Below are 21,076 nucleotides of genomic sequence, written 5' to 3'. Positions count from 1 at the left end.
CTGCTCGCCTACGCCTTGCGCCCGCTTGCATCCCAGTTGCGTCCCCACGATCCGTGTTAAACCCGAAAGAGGACACCCGATATGAAAGGACGACGCGTGAACGCATGTCAAATGGCCTATTTACATTGATCAGCCTGACCGACATGCTTGAGCAGAACAGTTTCGCCATTAATTTTCCCGGTATCGCTAGAAAGCGTGCATAGGAAGGCGATCAAATTGTCGATATCTCTCCCGGACAGATTGAGGGGCGTTAAAAGCGCGTCGAAGTGATGATCCGGGATCGACGCATCGGCTAACGTGGAATAGTGGCTGACGACGTCCCTTAAGGTCCGATAGGAACCGTTGTGCATATACGGGGCCCTATTCGCTACATCTCGGAGTGATGGTGTTTTAAAGGTACGGAAAAGATCGGGGTTCTCATTAAGCTGTTGCACAAGCTTTCCTGTCGGGCCGGATGGGCAATCGCTAAATTGTCCCGAGGGACCGAAAGGATTGGAACGCAGGAACGCGATCGCTCCGAGTCGACCGGGATCGTCCCCTCGCTGTGCATGTGAATCCCGCAACAGAACATCATGGAATTCCTCGTCGGTCAGATCCAGGCCATGATGGCAATTGACGCACCGGGCCTTCCCGATAAAGAGCTTCAATCCCGCCTGCGCTTGGGCACTCACCTGCGCGCATTGACCTCGTCGATCACGCAGACAGTCGAGGAAACGATCAAACGGGGCGTCACGCGCCTGCAATGTCGTTTCAAACGCTGCGATTGCCTTGCCCACGTTCGCAAACGCAAGGTCGGTCGGTCGACATGCATCGGATGCGTAAGTGGATCCCGCGCTGCTGTGACAGCCATCTGGGCGGTCGATTTTTCCGAACACTGCCTCATACAGTTCCCGGAGTTTTGGGTCAGATCCGATTAGCTCGACAATGCTGGAGCGGTTTCCCGCAATTTCCGTCGGAGATTCAAGTGGGACCAGTGCCTGTGACCAAAGCGTGGCGGCTCGACCGTCCCAGAAGTACCAGCGACGATTCCCGACATTCCATAAAGAGGGAGTGCGACGCGAGCCGGGTCCTTCGCCCAAGGATTTCGGCAAGCCATCCGACCACTCGAGCTCCTTTTGATGGCAGGTGCTGCAACTGACTGATCCGGAAGCCGATATCCGCTTCTCAAAGAAGAGCGTCTCGCCTAACCGGATAGCCGTCGGATTCGTGGCCACGTGGTTCGTCTCATCGCCTCGTTCAGCACGCTTCGAAAACAGCGATAGAACAGCGCGCCGCTCGTCCATGCTCAGACGGTCTTCTTTTTCGCCTGACTGTACCGCAGTGTAGCTTCCGGTCCCCCAGCAAATAAGGCAAGCAATCGCAAGCAGGTACCGACGTCGCGACGACATGTCAGTTTCCGACACGTACGTCGGACTGTGCACGCTCTACGACAATGCCATTGTCGAGATCGAAGTTGATTTCCCAGAAGCCAGGCATATGCAAAAGCATCCCGGATACTTGCCACAGGCCCGGTCCAACGGAGGTCACTACAGGCTTGACGTTCATGCCGTGGTAATGGGCCGGCATGACAGCGCTCACAGACAATCGCACGCCCTCACTTGGTTTTCGTGTGTCTTTGGACAACACGCGCACATTCATGTCAAAAATTTTGTTCAGTGCCACCGGTCCGTTGGTTGGCGTCCATGAGACGAGATAATTGCTACCGTTACTCAAGAGTGGCGCGCGTTGAGGTACGCCGCTCTTCGCCTGATTCTGGCTGGCAAGCGCGAGCGGTGGCGTGTATCCGTCACCAATACCGAACATCGTGATGAAATTACCTTCGGGATCAAAAATCTGTGCCCGGTGGTTGCCGAAGTCGGAAATGATGATTCTCAGGTGATCGTCCTGGGTCAGTCCTTTGGGTTTATAGAACTGTCCGGGTTCGGTTCCCCAACGGCCCCAAGTGACAACGAGCTGTCCGCTCTCCGAAAACTTCTGAACCCTGTTTGCCGCGTCGTCGGATACGTACACAAATCCGTCTTTTCCGGACGTGATCCCGAACGGATGAACGAACTGGTCACTACCTGGGCCCGGCTTTCCCCATTGGGCCAGATACGACCCATCAATTGAAAAGACCTCAACCCGAAAATTGTAGGTGTCGACGACATACAGTTTCTGACCGTCCCTACTAAAGGACAGATCGCTCGGAACAAGCAGCTCGCCGTCTCCACTGCCTCGTGTGCCGATGGTGCGGATCAGGTTGAGTTTGCGATCTAGTACCAGCACGCGCCCGTTATGGGGATCAGCGATGTAGTAGTTGCCATCAGGGCCAAGGCGAATGGCGCCGGGCTCGACAGGGGAATGCCCAGAACCGTCATTGCCGGCCGGGCTGATTCCCGCAAAGCCCTGTGTGCTTAATGAGTCGAGCCCCAGGCTGATCACGCTTTTTGCAAACAGGGCTTGGCTTTTGTTCGGGACAAAGCGTGGGCCACCCGGCTTTCTTTTCTTTACCTCAGTCAACTGGAACATTTCCAGGCGATGGTTGCCGCCATCCGATACGAGAATCCGCCCCGCATCCGGATCGATCAGCATACCAGATGGCCGGACAAAGCTGCCAAGGTCTCTCCCTTGTCCCCCCAAGCGTGTAACGAAAAGCGGGTCGACGGTCGATATGTCGAATACGAGTACGGAATGGGTGTCCGGCTCCGAAATGGAGAGAATATTCTTTGCCGATGCTGCTCTCGATCCGTAGTGAAACCTGCCTGCCTTGTCCCACCACGCCTTGTCATCGACGTTGGCAACCTGCGCGAAACTGTTGTCACCGAATATCTGGCAGCGGTACTCGAATGGCTCACACACGACCACCGATTGACCACTGCGCGAGACGGACAGGCGATAGGGATAGTGCAAGCGGCCGTTTCCTTCATGGCCTGTGGGCGGGTGGCGTCCCCATTGATAAAGATAGTTTCCTTCCAGATCGAACACCTGAATCCGGTGATTGATCAGATCGCTCACGAAGACACGTTCGTCATGGATTGTCAGGCCACTGGGATTAGCCAGTAAACCTGAAAAAGATCCCCAGCCGCCCCAAATTTTAATGAGATGCCCATCAGTCGAAAATTTCTGTATCCGGTTGTTGTATGAATCGGCAACGTACAGATTTCCAGAGGAATCAAACGCAACATCTGTCGCGAAGTCGAATTCACCCGGTGCCTGGCCGGATTTCCCGATCGACCTGATAAATTTTCCACTTCTATCGAAGATCTGTACACGCTCATTGGCCCGGTCGGCTACGGCAACTGCGTTCTCGGTAGCGGCGATGCCAATGGGCTCGTTAAACTGTCCATCGCCGCTTCCTGTTTCACCCCAGGAGGTAAGATACTGGCCTTTGGTGTCGAATACTTCTATTCGGTTGTTGCCCGTATCGCAGACGAAGACGAGATCGTCTTTTGAGATAGCGATCGCCTGCGGAAACCTGAATTCTCCTTTCTGGTGCCCCAGACTCCCCCACGAACGAATGAAGCTTCCGCTGCTCGAATACACGTTGACGCGATTATTGAATGTATCAGCGATGTAAATCATATCGTCGGGCCCGTAAGCGACTGCCCCAGGTTCATTCAATTGTCCATTATCGGATCCATACTGACCAAACTGATGCAATGGCGGCACTATATTTGGATAACTAAGTTCCTGAGGGAAAGGTGGCGGGCTTGCTGCCACTCGCTGCTGGACGTTCAGAAGGCAAAGCGCAAGTATCACGAAAATACATTTCGTATGTTGGCCCATTTTTCTCTCCTTATTGCGTTCTTATGACACCGCCCGCTCTGGCCCGTTAATTGCTTAACGCAGAAAGGACGCTGTCTGAGAGGGGGGATCGTGTAAGCCATGGTCAAATAATAGGCATGGCAAGAAGGATTTCTCCCCGTGTTTTCCATTAGCCGATTATATGTGGCGAGTCTTCTTTGCCGCCAACAACTGGATTCTCGCGCGTTGCGGTGGTCAATGCCTGACGAACTGCTTTCACTTGACTTTTGTCATGTGCTCAGAGCACATAACGTCAGGAATCCTGGGTATGACATGAAAGACGCGCAAGCGCAATATTCCCTGGCCCGTCAACCCGGGACATCGACCGGCGACGCCCGGCGAATCACCACGGCTGAGCGGACATTCGATTCTCTGTTCGTTCCAAATCGACACTTCCTGACTTAACTCCTCTCTAGGAGCTGCCGAGAAAAGGCTTGGAAAGCAATTGTAGCGATTTGGCACTTGAGCCTGCGCGAGATACCATTCCGATAGTGCTTTGAGATCCTATTGCGCGATGCTACCAATGACAACAATCCCGCTGAATCGGCAGTTTTACGAGTGGAAAGAAGGCACAGACTGGGCGGCGTATTCAAAATATCGAGCGGCTGCGGGCTTGTCGGATGGTTTGCTAGGCTGGCCCGAGCTACTCGCCAGGCGCCGGGTCGTAATTCTTGCTGAGGCGGGTAGTGGCAAAACCGAAGAGTTGGCCGAGCAGGCACGCCTGCAGGCAGCCGCAGGTCGGTTTGCTGTGTATGCGACTGTTCAGGATGTCGGGCGAGACGGACTCGACAAGGCTTTGCGGCCCGCTGACCGGCAGCGCTTGACTGCCTGGCGCAACAGCAGCGACCCGGGATGGTTTTTTATTGACTCCATCGACGAGGCAAAGCTCGACAATGTCCGGCTAGAGCGAGCGCTGCGACAGATAGCCGAGGGGATTGCTGGTGGAGAGGCGCGCGCGCACATCGTCCTATCCGGCCGACACACCGATTGGGAATTCGCGCGGGATGCCCAGCGGCTGAGGGAAGAACTGCCACTCCCACGCGACAACCCCGCCGAGCCGCTTCCCACACTTGAAACGCTGGTGCGCCAAGTCCTGCATAACGAAAAGCGCCCCGAGCCGACGCCTGCGGAAACACCCTTGCTCGTGGTGATGGCCCAGCTCAATATATGGCAGGTGCGGACCTATGCTGCTGCCAAAGCTGCTCAGGATCTCGATGGGCTGATGGCCGCTATTGGGGCAGGAAGCCTGTGGGGATTCGCCTGCCGCCCGCTCGATCTGGACTGGATCGTGCGCTACTGGCACAGCCACGGGCGGCTTGGCAGCTTCAGCGTGATGATCGAAGTGGGGCTGCGCGAGCGACTACAGGAAACCGACCCGGAGCGCAGTCGTCGCGATAGGCTCGACGCCGTGCGCGCCCAACACGGCCTGGAGCGGATCGGCGCAGCGCTGGTGTTTGGACGACAGTCGACCATCGCTATACCGGACAACGTAGCCGGGCTCAAAAGCGAAGGTCCTGTAGCCAAGATCGACGACGTGCTGCCGGACTGGTCTAGTGAGGACCGGATAAGGCTGCTCACGCTGCCAGCGTTCGACCCAGCAACCTTTGGGCGCGCGAGGTTGCATAACGACAACGAAGGCGCAGTGCGGTCATATCTGACAGCACGTTGGCTGCAGCGGTTACGTCGAGCCAATCTGCCACAACGCCGATTGCATGATCTGCTGTTTTCACGGACCTATGAAGTTGAACTGGTCAGACCGTCAATGTCGAAAGTGGCAGCCTGGCTTGCCCTGTGGGATGAAAGCATCGCTGCCGAGGTTGTGCGTCGCGCACCGTTTCTGCTGTTTACTGCAGGAGATCCTGCTCATCTCTCATTTGAAACCAGGCGGACGTTGCTAACGGCGTTGGTGGAACGGATGCGCCGGGACGAAGAAGTGCCGATGCTGGATCTCAGCAGCCTCGCACGATTCGCCCAGCCGGACATCGCTCCGGTGTTGCGTGAGATCTGGGCGGCAGATAAAGAACATGGCGAAATTCGCCGTTTCGTGCTGCGGTTGATTTGGTTGGGCAAGATCGAAGATTGCACCGACCTCGCGATCTCTGCGTCATTCGGCCAATACGGAGATCTCTACACGGCCATGACCGCCGGCCGCGCGTTGCTCGCCACAGGCGATGAATGCACACGGAGGCGGTATGCCGAGTACATCAAGTTGCATTGCGCATCGATGTCGCCAACGCTCGTCTGGGAAGCCGTCGAAAGCCTGTTCCCTCAAATTATCAGCGTCGATGACTTGGTGGCCATTCTGGCGATCGTTCCACTCGGCGACGCAGAGGGAGGAGGCTTCAACTTCGAATGGCACGGGGCGGAGCTCGTCGAGCGGTTATCAAGCGCAGCCGACCTAACCCGATTGATCGAAGGGCTCTTGAAACAGCTGGAAGCGGGCCCGCAACCGGGTATTGACGAAACGTCGCCGCGGGATGAGCAATATGCTCCAGCACTCGGCACGGCCGCACGGTGTCTGCTGGATGTGTCGCCACCCCACCTCGCGCCTAGTGCTGCGATCGACGCATTGCTGCGTATTGGCGATCGGCATCTGAACATGAGGTCCCGGCGGAGTGAGGGTGGGTCCGATGCAGTTGTCTTGCTGCGTCGAACGCCGGAGCGTCGTCGTGCCGCCTTCTGGCGCGCTGCAGAGCGGCTGCGCAATCACCGAACACTGATATGACTTCGCGTGTCAATGGGGATCGGTTTTCAGCTTCTCGAGTACACGTCACACGAATTTCCTGAGGGCGACGTAGCAGTAAAACTCGACGGTGGATCACACTGATATTCGCGGGTTGATTACCGCATTACAGAGGTCCGCCCAACGAGCCTGCCGCCATCTAAATTCGCAAGTCGGATGTTCTCCGTTGCGTAGTGTTCTCGCGGGTTACTCGCGTGCCGGGCTACGCCGCCTTCAGGAAACTCTTCATCCAATGGTTAAAGTGAGGTCAAGGGGACTCAGGCGCTGCATTACGCCACGTGCACCTCGCGCGGTACGGCGAGCGACATCGCCAACTGGCTGATGTCCCAGATGAACCCACCGAGCTCGCGGGCGACCGCGACCACAGCGATGTTCTTTTCCTTTCCGTGAGCGACGAGCTTGCGATAACGCCGGCACAGTCGTATCTGCGCGTCCCAGGCGCGATCTATGATGGGCTTGGGAAGACCCTCATGTCGCCGCTGGATCTCGGGGCTCACACGTGCCGGGTGCCGGTAGCTCCAGGCGGCCTCGACTAACAACTTTCTTGCATAGCCGTTACCCGTTTTGGTGATGCTGCCCTGGCGACGTTTGTTGCCGGAGGAATGTTCTGACGGAGTAACGCCAATCCAGGCCATCAACTGGCGCGGGTGCGCGAAGCGTGAAAGATCGCCCAATTCGGCGAGCATGCCCACTGCCGTGGTGAACTGCACACCGCGCATGGCCTGTAAGCCCAGTACAGCAGGATAAAAACGCCAGTTGACCACCGCCTCGCGCAGCGCAACCTCGAGCCGATCACACTGCGCGAGCCGGTCCTCGATTGCGCGTCGAAGCTCGTCAAGCGCCAGTTTCTGCCAAAGGTTGTCGAAGGAAAATGCGCTCAGCCAGCGCCGGTGCGCAGGCCCCCAGTCGGCCCGGCCCGTATAGCGCACGCCATGCGACAGCAGGAAGGCCTTTAGCCGTTGCCGCGCACGCTTCATATCGTCTTTGGCGCTCACCCACGCACGTGCCAGATCGCGAAACGCTTCATCGTCTATGGTAGGCACGTACACTGCTGACAGGTCGCCGGTACGAAGCAACCGCGCCAACTTGACTGCGTCGCGTCGGTCGGTCTTGACGCGCTCGCCAGGTTTTCTAGGAATCAGTGACGGTGCGCACACCATGCAGTCAAATCCCTTTTTCGCGAGCTGACGGTAGAGCCCATATCCGCACGGGCCCGCTTCATAGACGACGCGTATACAGTGTGCTTTGGATTGCAGACGTTTGCACAGCCGATCGATGTCCGTCTGCGTCGTCCCGATTCTGCCAAGCAGTTCCACCTCGTTCGAGCCGAGCGCGTACGCGACCGTGATCGAGTCCTTGTGAACATCCAGACCGACGTACAGCGTGCTATCGTGTTCCATGCTGGCCTCCGTGCGGGAAAGTGCCGGGTGTGGCACCGTCCACACCGTGCGGCTCTGGCAGCAATGCTAACCCGCGTTTGCTTCCCCACCGCAGGCCAGCCCTCTACCTCACGCGAAGTCATACTGCCTAATGGGACGCCCATTGCTTTGCTCCATCGTTTCCAGATGGAGGTCCTCGGCTGGTCTTCGAGCCTGGTGCTCGACGACATTGACTGGCTTCTGCTCGACGGTGCATCTCGGACGCACGCGACTGAGCGGCAACTGGCCATCAATTCGGCGCTTAATCTTTGGTCCACATCCGGTGAGTCTGAGGTGCTGAAGGCACGCCTTGCCAGCGTTGCAGTGACGGACGCGGAGATGCAGGCCGCCTATGTTGAATGGATGACGCCGCGCATGAAGTCGGCGGAAGAAATCAAGAGCGAGGAAGAGCTGGCAGAGAGCATGAGGGAAGCCGAGCGCAAGAGGTCCGAGCAGGAGCGGTCTTGGATTGCTTTTATCGAGGATCTGCGAGCAAATCCCGAGCAACTGCGTCGACTGAACCTCACCACAACAACGAGCGTTGATGGCCGGATGTACAGCCTTTGGCAGCTGCTCAACCAGGCCACTCCTAGTAACTCGCGTTACGCGATCGATAGCGTCGAGCCCATCCGAGAGCTTGTCGGCGAGGAGGTGGCGGCGGCGTTTGCTGCCGGGCTGCCGGAAATTTGGCGAGCCTGGAAGCCGACACTGCGCAGCGCGCGTCCGCCCAGCGAGCGCAATCTTGTCAGCACCATTGATTGCCTAGGCATCACGGGAATTTCGATTGAAGCAGCAGGGCGGAGCGATTGGGCGCAGCACCTGACTGAACAACAGGCGATTCGCGCCTCTGAATATGCGACGCTGGAACTCAACGGGTTTCCCGAGTGGATCGCAGCATTGGTAGCGACATGGCCGAACGCGGTAGAAGACGTGTTAGTGCGAGAGGTGGTGAGCAACCTGGACGAGTCCACGCCGGAAGGACATTACACGATACTTGATGCGATCAGCCGAAGCGATGAAAGCCTAGTGCGCCTGATGTCACCGGCCCTGATGCGAGAACTGAACGCACGACCTGACTTGAGCAGGGCTGCACTGCGGCCGTTGCTGTTCATCCTAAAGGGTGGCCTGTCCGGCGACTGGAAGCAAGCGCTCTACGAGCTGGTGCTAGCCAGATTCCGGTCGTCTGCGGAGCCGCGGGTCAGTGCGCAATACCTAGGCGTTGCATATGCCATCAATGCGCAAGATGCGACGGACTGCCTGAAAGCGAAGCTCGATGTGATGGGCGAAGCGGAGAAAAGAGCGCTCGTGGAGCATGTGTTGCCACAGATTTTCGGTTCTCGGTGGTCGCTCTCTGCACCGTCCCAAGCGCGTCTCGACGTAGCAACGCTGGAACGCCTGGTCCTGCTCGCATACAGCACTGTGCGAATGGAAGATGACCGGGATCGCACGAATAAGGGCGTATATTCGCCAGACGAACGTGACGAGGCGCAGGAGGCCCGCTCCACCGCATTCAATGCTCTGGTTACTATGCCAGGGCATGCCACATATTCCGCGATCCTGCGTCTAATGGAGGCACCCGGTTTTCCGGTGGCTCGATCGCGCCTGCTCGCGCTGGCACAGGAACGGGCAGCCAATGATGCGGAGCACACAATCTGGGCCGCCGATGAGCCCTTCCGCGTTGAGCAGCAGTATGAACGGCAGCCGGTGACCGGACGGGAACTACAAGTTGTGGCGCTGCAGCGGCTGGAAGATCTGCAACACGACCTTGTTCACGGTGATTTCCAGCAAGGCACCACCTTGAGCGCGCTGCCTGACGAAGCGGCTGTACAGAATTGGTTGGCAGATCGACTAAGACAGGCGCAGGGAGCATCCTATTCGATTGAGCGCGAGGTACGGGTTGCGGACGAGAAGGAGCCAGACTTGCGACTCCGGGCGAAGGTCAGCGACGCGAATGTGGCTACTGAAATCAAGGTTGCGGAAAGCTGGACGATGCAGCAGCTTGATGACGCGCTCATCAAGCAGCTATGCGGCCAGTATTTACGCGGACAAGATGGTCGGGAAGGCATCCTCCTTCTGGTGCACCAGAAACCGCGTCCAAAAGGCTGGGAGCTGTCCGATGGCACTTTCCTGAACTTCGGGGCGGTGGTGGAGCGGCTGCGTGCTTTGGCTGCGCGTATCCGAAGTGAATCAACTGCAGGCCCGCAGCCAGAACTCTGCGCAATCGATGTCTCTAGTTGCGTTCATCTTGTCAAACGTCCCAAATCCGTCCCTAAGAGGTCGAAGCGAGTGAGCAAAGACAATTCCGCTTAGGGGCGGAAGGAGTTATTCATTGACGGTGAGAAGTGACGCACTTGCAGCCAACGCACCGCCCCGTATCGCCACGTCGGCAATGACCAACACGAGCGCGATAATTCAGGCGCGGTCCGGCTGCTCCACTCCGTTACCGGCCGTTCGAACCACGCGGGTCCGACTGGCGGCAATGGGTCGACAAACGACGACCACGAAAATCCACGAAGAGCCTTTTTTGCCCGTCCCGGTTCGATCGAGGATGGTTGCCCGCATGATCGTCCGAAGGCGTTCATCCCCCTCCCGGCCGGATCCACGCGTTGACATAGGAACTGATCAGTCCATATACTGACGCCAAATTGCAGGAGATCTCACCCATGGCACATCCGACCGGTCTTGGACGTCCGCGCGAATTCGAACTGGACGATGCCGCGCGCGACGCGATGCAAGTCTTCTGGGACCGCGGCTACGAAGGCGCGTCGCTGCCGGATCTGATTGCCGGCACCGGCTTGTCGCGCGGCAGCCTCTACAAGGCGTTCGGCGACAAGAAAGGGCTGCTGCTGGCGGCGCTGGACCTGTATATGGCCGACGGGCTCAAGGCAACCGCCGACATCCTGTCGCAGCCGGGCACGGTGAAGGACGCCATTCGCGATTCGCTGCTGCGCTATGCGCGCCTTTCCGTCGGCGAGGCAGGCCGACGCGGATGCCTCGCGATCGCGATGACTACCGAAATGGCGGCCCGCGATCCGGATGTCGCGGAACGCACGGCACGCATGTTCCGGCGTTTGCAGCAGCTTTATGCCGGCGCGATCGTGCGCGGGCAGGCAAGCGGCGAGATGGCCGAACGCGACGAACAGGCGCTCGCGCGTTTCCTGGTCTGTCAGGTCGAGGGAATGCGCGTGCTGGGCAAAACCGGCGTATCGGAAGCGGACATGCTCGCGCTCGTCGACAACACGATGCGCGTTCTCGATTAATTTTTTTGGCCAATTTGGAACTGATTGGTCCCATATGGAGGCTCACCCATGACCCGCAACGATTCCGTCTCGCCGGACCCGCGCCGCTGGGCAATGTTCTCGGTCCTGCTCGTCGGCGCATTCCTGCCTCCGCTGGACTTCTTCATCGTCAATGTCGCGCTGCCGTCGATCCGGGGGGAATTGGGCGCGTCGTCTTCGGCCGAGCAATTCGTCATCTCGTCGTACGCCGGCCTGTATGCCGTAACGCTGATTACCGGCGGCCGGCTGGGAGACCTGTTCGGGCGGGGACGCATGTTCTTTCTCGGACTGATCGGATTCGCGACGGCATCTGCGCTATGCGGCCTCGCGAGTTCGCCGTGGACACTGATCGCGGGCCGGGCGTTGCAGGGGCTGACGGCGGCCGTCATGGCGCCGCAGGCGCTCGCGTCGATCCAGGCGATCTTCCCCGAATCGGAAAAGCCGCTCGCTCTCAGCCTTTATGGCGCGGTCTTCGGGCTCGCCGCGGTCGTCGGGCAGGCACTGGGCGGCATCCTGATTTCGCTGAATCTGTTCAATCTCGGCTGGCGGACGATCTTCCTCGTCAACCTGCCGCTGGCGATCCTGGTCGTGCTGTTCGGCATCCCGCTGCTGAAGGAAACGCGCGCGCAGCATGCACGCAAGCTCGACCTCGGCGGCACGGCGCTGTCGATGGCAACGCTCGGCGCGCTGGTCGTGCCGTTGATCGAAGGGCGTGACGCAGGCTGGCCGCTATTGGCCTGGATGTCGCTGATGGCGGTACCGGCGCTCGCATGGTTGTTCTGGCGCTACGAGAGCCGGCTCGCCCGCAGCGGCGGCGCCCCGCTGCTCGATCCGGCCGCGCTGCGCGCGCCGGGGCTGGGCCGCGCGCTGCTGATCGCGCTGTTGCTGTACTCGATCGGCGCGTTCTTCCTGCTGTTTTCGATCTATCTGCAAAGCGCGTTGCACGTCGATGCGCTGAGCGCGGGCCTCGTGTTCCTGCCGTTCGGCGTGGGCTTTCTGCTCGGGCCCTTGTCGACGCCGCACTGCTCACGCGTTCTCGGCGCGTACGTCAATCCGTTCGGCATGGGCCTCGAGGTCGTCGGCCTCGTCGGCCTGGCCGGGTTGATCGCCGCGACGCCGCTCGGCATGCCGCTCGCCACGATCCCGCTTGCCGCCGTTCTGTTCATCATCGGCTTCGGGCAAGGGCTCGCGCTGCCGACGCTGATGCGAATGGTCACTGGCCGTGTCGCACCGGCGCTGTCGGGCATGATCGCCGGCATCGCCAGTTCGACCCTGCAGGTCAGCACGTCGCTCAGCGTCGCGATCATCGGCGGAATTTTCTATACGGTCCTCGGCTCGCGTCAGGATCCCGCTGCGATCGCGCACGCGTTCATCGTCGCGATTCTCGGTATCGCGTTCTTCCTGAGCATCGGCGCGGGATTGGGCATCTCGCTCGGGCGGACACCCGCGGGGCGCCCCGCTACCCGTTCCCACGCCCGAGCGACGTTCGGCACCGAACGCAACCGGCCGTGATGCAGGGCGCGAAATCGCGCGCAGCACGTCGATTTCCCGCGCGGACAGGCGCGGGCCGTCATGCGGCGCGCGACTCGCGACACGCGTGACGGCGGATGCGCCCTCCGTCAGCAGCGCGCTCACCGCTTCCCCACAAAGCCGGCCGCACGCGACTTCTGCCTGCAACACGTTCGCGGCGGCGGCGACGCTCAACGCCGCGCGCCATGGACGCGCCGAGCGCAATGCGCCCCACGCCACCGACGCCGCCAGCCTTAGCGCATGCACGACGCCGCGAGCTTCCCGACCGCGATCACCGCCTGCTCGATCTCCGGCGACCACGCGCTGCTGTAGTTCAGCCGGACGAAGTTCCGGTAGTTGTCGGTGATCGAGAACATGTAGCCGGGGCCGATCGTGATTCCCTGCTCCAGCGCGAGCTGATACAGCCGCATCGCGTCGACCTGCGCCGGCAACTCGACCCACAGCACGTAGCCGCCGGCCGGGCTCGAGATGCGCGTGCCTTCCGGGAAGAATCGCGACACCATCGCGCGCATCAGGTTCGCCTGCTGCGCATATGCCTTGCGCAAGCGTCGCAGGTGATGCTCGTAGCCGTCGCGTTCGAGAAACTCGGCGATCGCGAGCTGCGGCAGCGACGGCGTGGCCAGCGTGTTCAGGAACTTCAGCTTCTCGACCTGATCGCGATAGCGGCCCGGCAACGCCCAGCCGACCCGGTAAGCCGCCGTCAGGCTCTTCGAGAACGATGCGCAATGCAGCACGATCCCGTTGCGATCGCAGGACTTCAGCGTGCTCGGATGCGACTCGCCGAAATACAGTTCGTTATACACACCGTTCTCGATGAGCGGCATGTCGACGCGAGTCGCGAATTCCACCAGTTCGCGCTTGCGCTCGTCGGGCATCTGGAAGCCCAGCGGATTCTGAAAATTGGGCATCACCATACACGCGGCGATCGGCTGCGACTTTGCGATCGCCGCCAGCGCGGCGATATCGATCCCGTATTCCGGATGCGTCGCGACCTCGATCGCCTTCATCCCCATCCGCTCGATCGCGTGCAGCATCGCGTAGAACGTCGGCGACTCGACCGCGATCGTGTCGCCCGGTTTCGCGACCGCCTGCAGGCACAGGTTGATCGCCTCGGTCGCACCGACCGTCACGATGATCTCGTTCGGATCGACCGACATCCCGTTTTCCAGGTAGCGTCGTGCGATCTGCCGGATCAGACGCGGATGGCCGGGCGGCAGCCCGTCGGTCACGCCCCACAGCGACTTGTCCCGGCCGGCCGCATACGCGTAGCGGTTCAGCTTCTCGAACGGAAAGAGGCTCGGGTCCGGATACGGCGAACCGAGCGGCACCGCGTCGTCGGTGCCGATCGAGCGCAGCGTCGACAGCACGAGCCGGCTCATGTCGACCGACGACGAAATCGCGATCGGCTTCGACGGCCGCAGTTCGCGCACCGGCGCGTGGTTGTCGTCGCGACGCAGGTTCACGAAGTAGCCCGACTGCGGACGGCTTTCCAGCAGTCCGCGGCTTTCGAGCAGCAGATATGCGTGCAGCACGGTCGTGATGCTGATCCGGTGCTGCTGGCTCGCCTGCCGCACCGACGGAATCCGGTCGCCGTGCCGGTACACGCCCTGGCGGATCAGGCGTTCGATGTCGTCCGCGAGTTTTTCGTAGAGCTTCATCGCATGCTCTCCGCCGGCCTGCGCACGCCCGATCCGTGCATGTGCCGCCCGCCGACCGGGCTGTCGTGATGCCTGATTGCTCCCTCCGGTTTTGCCTTTTCCATCGTCGTGGCTCGCTTTTGAAGATGCGCCGTCAGGCCCGTGATGTCTGGGTCTGCGGCACTGTGCACTTGATGATGGAATCGTAAGAGCAGAACAGTTGATGCGGAGTACACACATCGGATATGCACACAAGAGTACAGTTCGGCGCGAATTCGCGACTTCGGGCGAACTGTACGTCTTACGATTTGACGCAGAGGCTGGGAAATGGATGCGGTGGCCGCGGATTCGAAGGCGGTACCGTGTGGTCGCGCAGTTCGCGGTCGCGTCTGCGGCATCCGGCAAGATCGAGCTGTATGCGCCGTTCGCGTACGACGCGGCGCTCGCGATGATCGCGGCGGTCCGCAAGGCCGATTCGGTCGACCGCGGCAAGATCGTCGCGAGCCTGCCCGGTGTGTCGGTCACGGGCGTAACGGGGAAGATCTCGTTCGACGAGCGCGGCGACCTGATCAAGCCGCCCTACACGCTGTTCCGCGTCGAACAGGGGCAGTGGCACAGCATTCGCACGGTCGGCGGCGCGTCGAACTGATCGACGCCGGGCAGCCCGGCAGCGGGCGGCGTCATCGCTCCGCCTGTTGCCGCTGCACCTCCTGCGCTTTCATCTGCAGATACGCGCCGCGCTCGACTTCGTGCAGTTGCTTCGGATACTGCTCGGTCGCGTCGAACCAGCGCGCAAGGCGCTGGTCGAGCGGCTTGTCGAGCGTCGCGAGATACGTGTCGATCGCGAGGTAGTAGCGCATCGTGTTGCGCTCCAGCAATCCGCGCACGCCGCCGATGTACTGCGGCTGCGCCGCCGATGCGCCGCTGGCCGCCGTGAACCCGACCTTGTCGCTGCCGACCGTCGAGAGGTAGGTCTTCATCGCCATGCGGCCGACCGCGCCGAAGCCGTACGAATACGTGAGGTGCAGGAACGTGCGCGATCCGCCGACCGGCACCGCTTCCAGCACGATCCGGTAGTCCTTCGTGCCCATCGGGCCGCTGTCGGCAGCCAGGTCGACCTGGAAATAGTCGGGTGTCGCGGCGGCCACGCGGTAGCGGAACTGCACGCGATAGGTATCCGACAGCTTCTGCTCGATCTTGCGGCCGAGGTTCACGTCGAGCACCGGGCCGTCGCTGCCGGTCGACGCACGACAGTACTTCGTGTTCAGGTGCAGGATCAGCACCGCGCACCAGTTCGCGGGGCCTTGCGCGGGGTCGTTGAGCTTGCCGTTCACGACGGAGAACGGATAGTCGACGACCGCGTAGATGTCGCCCTTCAGCGACGAAGACGCCTCGGACGATTCGAGGTACAGCGGGCGATGGAACGAGTTGTTCTTCAGTTGCTCGCCGAGGCTGTGATAGCGGTCGAGCAGCGCGGCCGCGCCGTCCGCGCCGAACGACAGCGCGCTCCAGCCGAGGCACAGGGCCGCGACGAGCGCGTGCCATGCGCGGCGCGCGTAGCGCGGTGCTGGCGGATGTTCGGATGTCTCCATTCTTGTGCTCCAGCAGGTGGCGCGATTGTCGCGCACATGTTTCACAGAATACGCCGGCCGCTATCGACCACGCTTCACAGGCAGCGGCAGTTGCGCAGCCGTGATCCGGATCAACGTCGACAGCCATTCGCGGTCGTCCCAGCGCTCGCCCCCGATGACGAGATGCGGTTTCGCCGTCGGATACGGTGGCGCTTCGTCGCAGGTGCCGAGAAACGCACGCCCGTCAGGCGTCGGCTTGACGAACAACCGGTCGTCGCACACCAGCGCGACCATCTTGCCGTCGCAGTAGATGCCGTATTCGCCGAACATCTTGCGCGCCGACACGGCGCCCGCCGCAGCCATCTGCTCGACGACGAAATCGACGGTTCCCTGACTCGATGCCATCCATCCGCTCCATTACCGAATAACCCTTCTGACCGTCACCGACGCGGTGCCGTTCCGTTCGAATCCCACGCGATCACGCGTGCGCCCTGCTCATTTGTCAGCCGAAAACGCACTCGACATCTGCCGCGCCCGCTTCACGTCGTCGCCGTGCAGATAAATCGACGTCGTCGAAATCGACGCGTGCCGCAGGTTGTCGCGCACCGTCGTCAGCTCCGCGCCGCGCGCGAGCGCATGCGTCGCATGCGTATGACGCATCCAGTGCGGGCTCGCCTGGCGCAACTTCTGCGCGAGTGCCGGGTTGTCGTCGTCGACGAGCGCGGCCGTCTGCGTGAAGAAACGCTGCATCACCTTCCACAGCCGCACGCTCGTGATCCCGGCCGCCCCGTCTTCCGCAAGGCTCGGAATCAGCGGCGTATCGGGACGCCAGCGCACCGGCGTCACCGGCAGCCGCCGCGCGACCAGATGACGATCGAGCGCCGTGCGCGCGAGCGGCGGCAGCGCGACGCGCGCGGCCTTGCTGCCCTTGCCGATCAGTTTCAGCCACGCATCGCCGTGCGCGTCCGTTTCGATGTCGCCGAGCGTCGCGCCGACCAGTTCGCTCGCACGCAGCCCGGTCGCATAGCCGAAATCGAGGATGAAGCGCAGCCGTTGCGCGGCCGCCGGCGTCCAGCCGGACTGCGATGCGCCGGACGGCTTGCCCTTGCGAAACTCGAGCCCGTCCGCGATCGTGCGCACGAGCAGCCACTCGCCTTCGGTGAACGCATGCGACGTGTCCAGCGCATTCGCGCCGCGCGTATCGCGCACCTTGACGCCCGCGAACGGATTCGCGAGCAGATAGCGCTGCTCGATCAGCCAGCGGAACAGCGCGCCGAGGACCGACAGCGTGTACGCGGCCGAACGCGCGGACAATCCGCCCGAAAACGGCCGCCAGTCCGGCGCGCCGCGCGGCCGCACCGGGCCGATCCAGCGTTCGTGCGGCGTCGGGTTGCGCAGGAACGCGCGATACGCGACCGCATCCTCGGTGGTCAGCGACGACAGCGCGCGCCCGCGCTCGACGATCGCCCACAGGATCAGCCGCTCGGCCTCCTTCCGGTACGCGCGGCGCGTCGCGGCCGATTCGTGCAGCGACAGCCAAGCGTGCACGGCCGCGTAATCGTTGTCCGCGTCGAGCGTGCTGGTCGCGCGCGGCGCGCGGAACGTGCCGGCCGACCCGTCGACCTCGTGCGGCAGCTTCAGTTGCTCCCACGGCACGATGGCGCTGCGCGGCGTCGCCGCGATCAGCGCGCGCGCCCGCTCGGTCAGGTCCGGATGCGCGGAAAAGAACGTCTCGATATGCCGCGCGCTCGCCATGCCGAGCCCCGCTATTGCGCGCCACCACTGACGCCGCCGCGGAATCCGCACGGTCAGGTCGGCGAGCGTCGCGATCCCGTGCGCACGCAGCGCGACGACCGCGCGTGCGGGCAGCCACAAGCCGATGTCATCGCTGATTTGCGGCACCGGCGCACGCGCATGACGCAGCAGGCCGATCGCATCGGTCGCGGCCTTCGCCATCTGGACGCGCGCGCTGTCGGCATGCGCGAGCTGCTCGGCGAGATCGGGCCGCCCGACCTGCCGCGCGACGCGCACGAGGCGGCGACGAATCCCGCCGATCACGCCGCGCGCCGACCGCCGTTCGCCGAGCCGGTCGGGCAGATAGCGTTCGACCGCCTGACGCACGGTCATGCCCGCGTACCACGCGCGCAGCGCGGCCAGTTCGTCGGCGTCGGGGAAGCCTGCTGGTGCAGGTGAGGAATCGGAGGAAGGCGGTAAGGCGAGGCGCGGTGTCATGGGCGCCAGTTTGACAGAACTGCGGACGCTCGAAAACGCCCGGCGCGCTGCAAGATGCGTGCGCGACGCCGGCGGCTACCGGCATCGCGCACGAACGCTCAGCCCGTCACGGGCGTACGCCGCACCTCGGACAGATAGATCAGGATCAGCGACACCCAGACGATCCCGTACAGGAACATGAAGCAGGTCGTGCGCACGCGCAGCAGGTCGAGCAGCAAGCCGAACAGGATCGGCAGCAGGAAGCCGCCGAGCCCGCCCGCGAGGCCGACGATGCCCGTGACGACGCCCATGTTGTCCGGGAAATCGTCGGCGACGTACTTGAAGGTCGACGCCATCCCGAACGCGAACACCGCACCGAGCACGAAGGTCAGCGCGACGAAGCCTGCCACCGGCATCGACAGATTCAGCGACGCGGTGCCGTCGATCGTGTGAATCACGAAGTCGGTCGCCGGATACGACAGCAGGAACAGGCAGATCCACGCGACCCACAGCCCCCACCAGGTGACCGCATGCGCGCCGAAGCGGTCGGACAGCGCGCCGCCGAGCGCGCGCAGCACGGAGCCCGGCAGCGAGAAGCCCGCCGCGAACGCGGAGGCCATCACGAGCGACATCCCGTATTCGCTCTTCAGGTACTGCGGGATCCACAGCGACAGCGCGGTGAAGCCGCCGAACGTGATCGAGTAGTACTGGCAGAGCCGCCACACGCGCGGATCGCGCAGCACCTTGAACGCGTCGAGTATCGATCCGCCTCGTTTGCCCGCCCCCGGATCGGGCGCCGACGCGACCCAGAAGATCGCGGCCGTGACGAGCAATGCAACCGCGTAGACGCGCGGCACGAAACGCCAGCCATAAGCGGACAGCAGCAGCGGCGTGACGAACAGGTTGACCGCCGCGCCGCACGTGCCCGCACCGAACACGCCCATCGCGAGCCCGCGCCGCTTCGGCGGGAAGAAGCGCGCGACGTACGGCGTGCCGACCGCGAACGACGCGCCGACACAGCCGAGGAACAGCCCGATCACGAGGAACTGCCAGAGCTGCGTCGCATAGCTGACGATGTAGACGGGAATCGCGCACACGACGAGCAGCACCGTCATCACGATGCGGCCGCCGAAGCGGTCGGTCCACGTGCCGAGCGGCAAGCGCATCAGCGCGCCGGTCAGCACGGGCGTCGACGTGAGCAGCCCGAATTCCGTGCTGTTCAGGCCGAGATCGGTGCGCAGCTGCACGCCGAGCACGCCGAACATCATCCACACGACGAAACACACCATGAACGCGAGCGTGCTCGCGGCCAGCACCGACCACGCGCGCAGCGGGATGGCCTGCGTGTCCGCGGCCGGGCCGACGTTACCTTGTTGAGTTGCCATACACAAAACCTCGTTTCATTGGACGAGCGGCCCGTTCGCGCCGTCGAAGGTCACGCCTTCGACCCGCGCGCCGCCCGCGAGTATCGCCACGTACTGCCGCATCGCCCGTTGCCGCACGCGTTCCGACAGGTACGCGGCGATCTGGCCGGCGGCCTCGTCGAACGGCACCACGTCGCCCGGCACGCGGCGCTCGATGCGCACGATGTGGAAGCCGAAGCGGGTGTTGACGAGCTTCGGCAGCACGCCGAGCCCGTCCGTGTCGAACAGCGCGGTCTCGAATTCCGGCACGGTGTCGCCGCGCAGGAGTTGTCCGAGGCTGCCGCCGACTTGCGCCGACGGACAGTTCGACGACGCGCGCGCGACCGCTTCGAACGTGTCGGGTGCGGCCACCACGTCGGCGAGCGCACGTTCCGCGCGCTGCCGCAGCGGGGCGAGCGGCACGCGGTCGGTCACCGCGAACAGCACGTGGCTTGCATACACGATGTCGTTGCGGCGAAAGCGTGCCGGATGCTGCGCGTAATAGCGCTCGCAATCGGTGCGAACCGGTTCGGGCACGTGCGTCAGCTCGCGTTCGAGCAATGCGTCGACTGCCGCATCGTCGAGCGATGCGCCTTCGTCGATCAGCGCGAGCGACACCGCACGCTGCCGCAGCAATTCGCGCACCGCGAGCGCATGCCGTGCCGCGTCGAGCGGATCGGGCGCGTCGCCGTGATGCGCGGCCTCGGCCGCGATGGCCGCATCGTCGATCGCAATGCCGTTGATCGTCAGCGGCACCGCCGCGACTTCGGATAGAACCTCGTTCATATGGCCTCCTCAGCGCTTGCGCACGAGCTGGTACGGCCGGATCAGGTACGCGACCGACGCGATGCCGCTCCAGATGTGCACCATCCGCGTGAACGGCGACACGAGGAAGATCGTGAAGCCCAGCAGCATATGCAGCCGGTATGTCAGCGGCACGCCGGCCAGCAGACTCGCGATGTCCGGCCGGAACGTGACGACGCCCTTCACGTAGTCGGTGAGCTGCTCGAACATCACGCCGTCCATGTGGCGCGTCGACAGCACGACGGTGCCGAGCCCGAGCGCGAGCTGCACCCACAGCATCAGCACGATCACGATGTCGGACTTGCGACTGTTCTTGCGAATGCGCGGGTCGCCGAGGCGTCGCCAGATCAGGATCGTCAGCCCGATGATCGCCGCGACGCCGGCCGCACCGCCCGCCACCATCGCGACGAGCTGGTGCCCGGACGCCGACAGGAACGGCGACACGAGCCAGTGAGGCGCGAGGAAGCCGCCGAAGTGCCCGAGCACGACGACCAGCACGCCCCAGTGGAACAGGTTGCTGCCGAGCCGCAGCATCCCGTGGCGCAAAAGCTGCGACGAATCGCTCTTCCACGTGTACTGCTCGCGATCGAAGCGGATCAGGCTGCCGACCAGCAGCACCGCGAGACAGATGTACGGATAGATCCCGAACAGAAACTGATGCAAATAAGCGTTCATGTCTTTCCCCAGTTGGGCCCGCG

General features: G+C 62.4%; 14 protein-coding genes and 1 pseudogene. 5 read left to right on the top strand and 10 right to left on the bottom strand.

Features of this window, described 5'->3' with window-relative positions; genetic code table 11:
- Positions 1-116: 116 nt before the first annotated feature.
- Entirely contained in the window at positions 117-1,388 is a 1,272-nt protein-coding gene (locus tag WS46_RS34725) for a cytochrome-c peroxidase (RefSeq protein ID WP_156443204.1), read from the bottom strand.
- Between the two features lies 1 nt (position 1,389).
- The gene (locus WS46_RS34720) at positions 1,390-3,765 is read right to left on the bottom strand and encodes a 6-bladed beta-propeller (RefSeq protein WP_082725421.1); all 2,376 of its coding nucleotides are present in this window, start codon (positions 3,763-3,765) and stop codon (positions 1,390-1,392) included.
- Between the two features lie 541 nt (positions 3,766-4,306).
- Here WS46_RS34720 and WS46_RS29710 point away from each other — a divergent pair.
- Positions 4,307-6,508: a hypothetical protein gene (locus tag WS46_RS29710; RefSeq protein ID WP_179949200.1), complete on the top strand. Its 2,202-nt coding sequence runs from the start codon at positions 4,307-4,309 to the stop codon at positions 6,506-6,508.
- A 287-nt stretch (positions 6,509-6,795) separates the two neighbouring features.
- On the opposite strand, the gene WS46_RS29705 is transcribed toward WS46_RS29710, so the two are convergent.
- Positions 6,796-7,926: an IS110 family transposase gene (locus tag WS46_RS29705; protein WP_059692801.1), complete on the bottom strand. Its 1,131-nt coding sequence runs from the start codon at positions 7,924-7,926 to the stop codon at positions 6,796-6,798.
- A 165-nt stretch (positions 7,927-8,091) separates the two neighbouring features.
- Between WS46_RS29705 and WS46_RS29700 the strand changes: the two genes are divergently transcribed.
- The 3 genes from WS46_RS29700 (at position 8,092) to WS46_RS29690 (ending at position 12,734) form a co-directional block, all read left to right on the top strand.
- Positions 8,092-10,254, top strand: a complete 2,163-nt coding sequence (locus WS46_RS29700) for a hypothetical protein (RefSeq protein WP_179949199.1) — start codon at positions 8,092-8,094, stop codon at positions 10,252-10,254.
- Between the two features lie 353 nt (positions 10,255-10,607).
- Entirely contained in the window at positions 10,608-11,204 is a 597-nt protein-coding gene (locus WS46_RS29695; protein ID WP_059692800.1) for a TetR/AcrR family transcriptional regulator, read from the top strand.
- A gap of 48 nt (positions 11,205-11,252) precedes the next feature.
- Positions 11,253-12,734, top strand: coding sequence for an MFS transporter (locus WS46_RS29690; RefSeq protein WP_059692799.1), 1,482 nt, complete (start codon positions 11,253-11,255; stop codon positions 12,732-12,734).
- Positions 12,735-12,985: 251 nt separating this feature from the next.
- Here the strand turns inward: WS46_RS29690 and WS46_RS29685 are convergent, their stop codons facing one another.
- Positions 12,986-14,410 (bottom strand): PLP-dependent aminotransferase family protein, encoded by a 1,425-nt coding sequence (locus WS46_RS29685; RefSeq protein ID WP_059692798.1) that lies wholly within the window; start codon positions 14,408-14,410, stop codon positions 12,986-12,988.
- A 385-nt stretch (positions 14,411-14,795) separates the two neighbouring features.
- Between WS46_RS29685 and WS46_RS36960 the strand changes: the two are divergent.
- Positions 14,796-15,038, top strand: a pseudogene (locus tag WS46_RS36960) (branched-chain amino acid ABC transporter substrate-binding protein); the annotation flags it as partial.
- 31 nt (positions 15,039-15,069) lie between these two features.
- On the opposite strand, the gene WS46_RS29675 reads toward WS46_RS36960, so the two are convergent.
- The 6 genes from WS46_RS29675 to narI form a co-directional block, all read right to left on the bottom strand.
- Positions 15,070-15,981 (bottom strand): hypothetical protein, encoded by a 912-nt coding sequence (locus WS46_RS29675; protein ID WP_059692792.1) that lies wholly within the window; start codon positions 15,979-15,981, stop codon positions 15,070-15,072.
- Positions 15,982-16,041: 60 nt separating this feature from the next.
- Positions 16,042-16,365 carry a TfoX/Sxy family protein gene (locus tag WS46_RS29670; protein ID WP_059692790.1) on the bottom strand — a complete coding sequence of 108 codons (324 nt, stop codon included), beginning with the start codon at positions 16,363-16,365 and terminating at the stop codon, positions 16,042-16,044.
- 90 nt (positions 16,366-16,455) lie between these two features.
- Positions 16,456-18,192 carry a site-specific integrase gene (locus WS46_RS29665; protein ID WP_059692787.1) on the bottom strand — a complete coding sequence of 579 codons (1,737 nt, stop codon included), beginning with the start codon at positions 18,190-18,192 and terminating at the stop codon, positions 16,456-16,458.
- Positions 18,193-18,290: 98 nt separating this feature from the next.
- Positions 18,291-19,556 (bottom strand): nitrate/nitrite transporter, encoded by a 1,266-nt coding sequence (locus WS46_RS29660; protein WP_059692784.1) that lies wholly within the window; start codon positions 19,554-19,556, stop codon positions 18,291-18,293.
- Between the two features lie 15 nt (positions 19,557-19,571).
- Positions 19,572-20,360, bottom strand: a complete 789-nt coding sequence (locus tag WS46_RS29655; RefSeq protein WP_059692781.1) for a peptidylprolyl isomerase — start codon at positions 20,358-20,360, stop codon at positions 19,572-19,574.
- 9 nt (positions 20,361-20,369) lie between these two features.
- Complete coding sequence (narI, locus tag WS46_RS29650; RefSeq protein WP_059692779.1) at positions 20,370-21,053, bottom strand: respiratory nitrate reductase subunit gamma; 684 nt, start codon at positions 21,051-21,053, stop codon at positions 20,370-20,372.
- Positions 21,054-21,076 lie beyond the last annotated feature (23 nt).

The organism is Burkholderia sp. RF4-BP95, assembly GCF_001521985.1.
Classification (GTDB): Bacteria; Pseudomonadota; Gammaproteobacteria; order Burkholderiales; family Burkholderiaceae; genus Burkholderia; species Burkholderia diffusa.
This window is presented reverse-complemented; position numbering and strand designations above follow the sequence as displayed.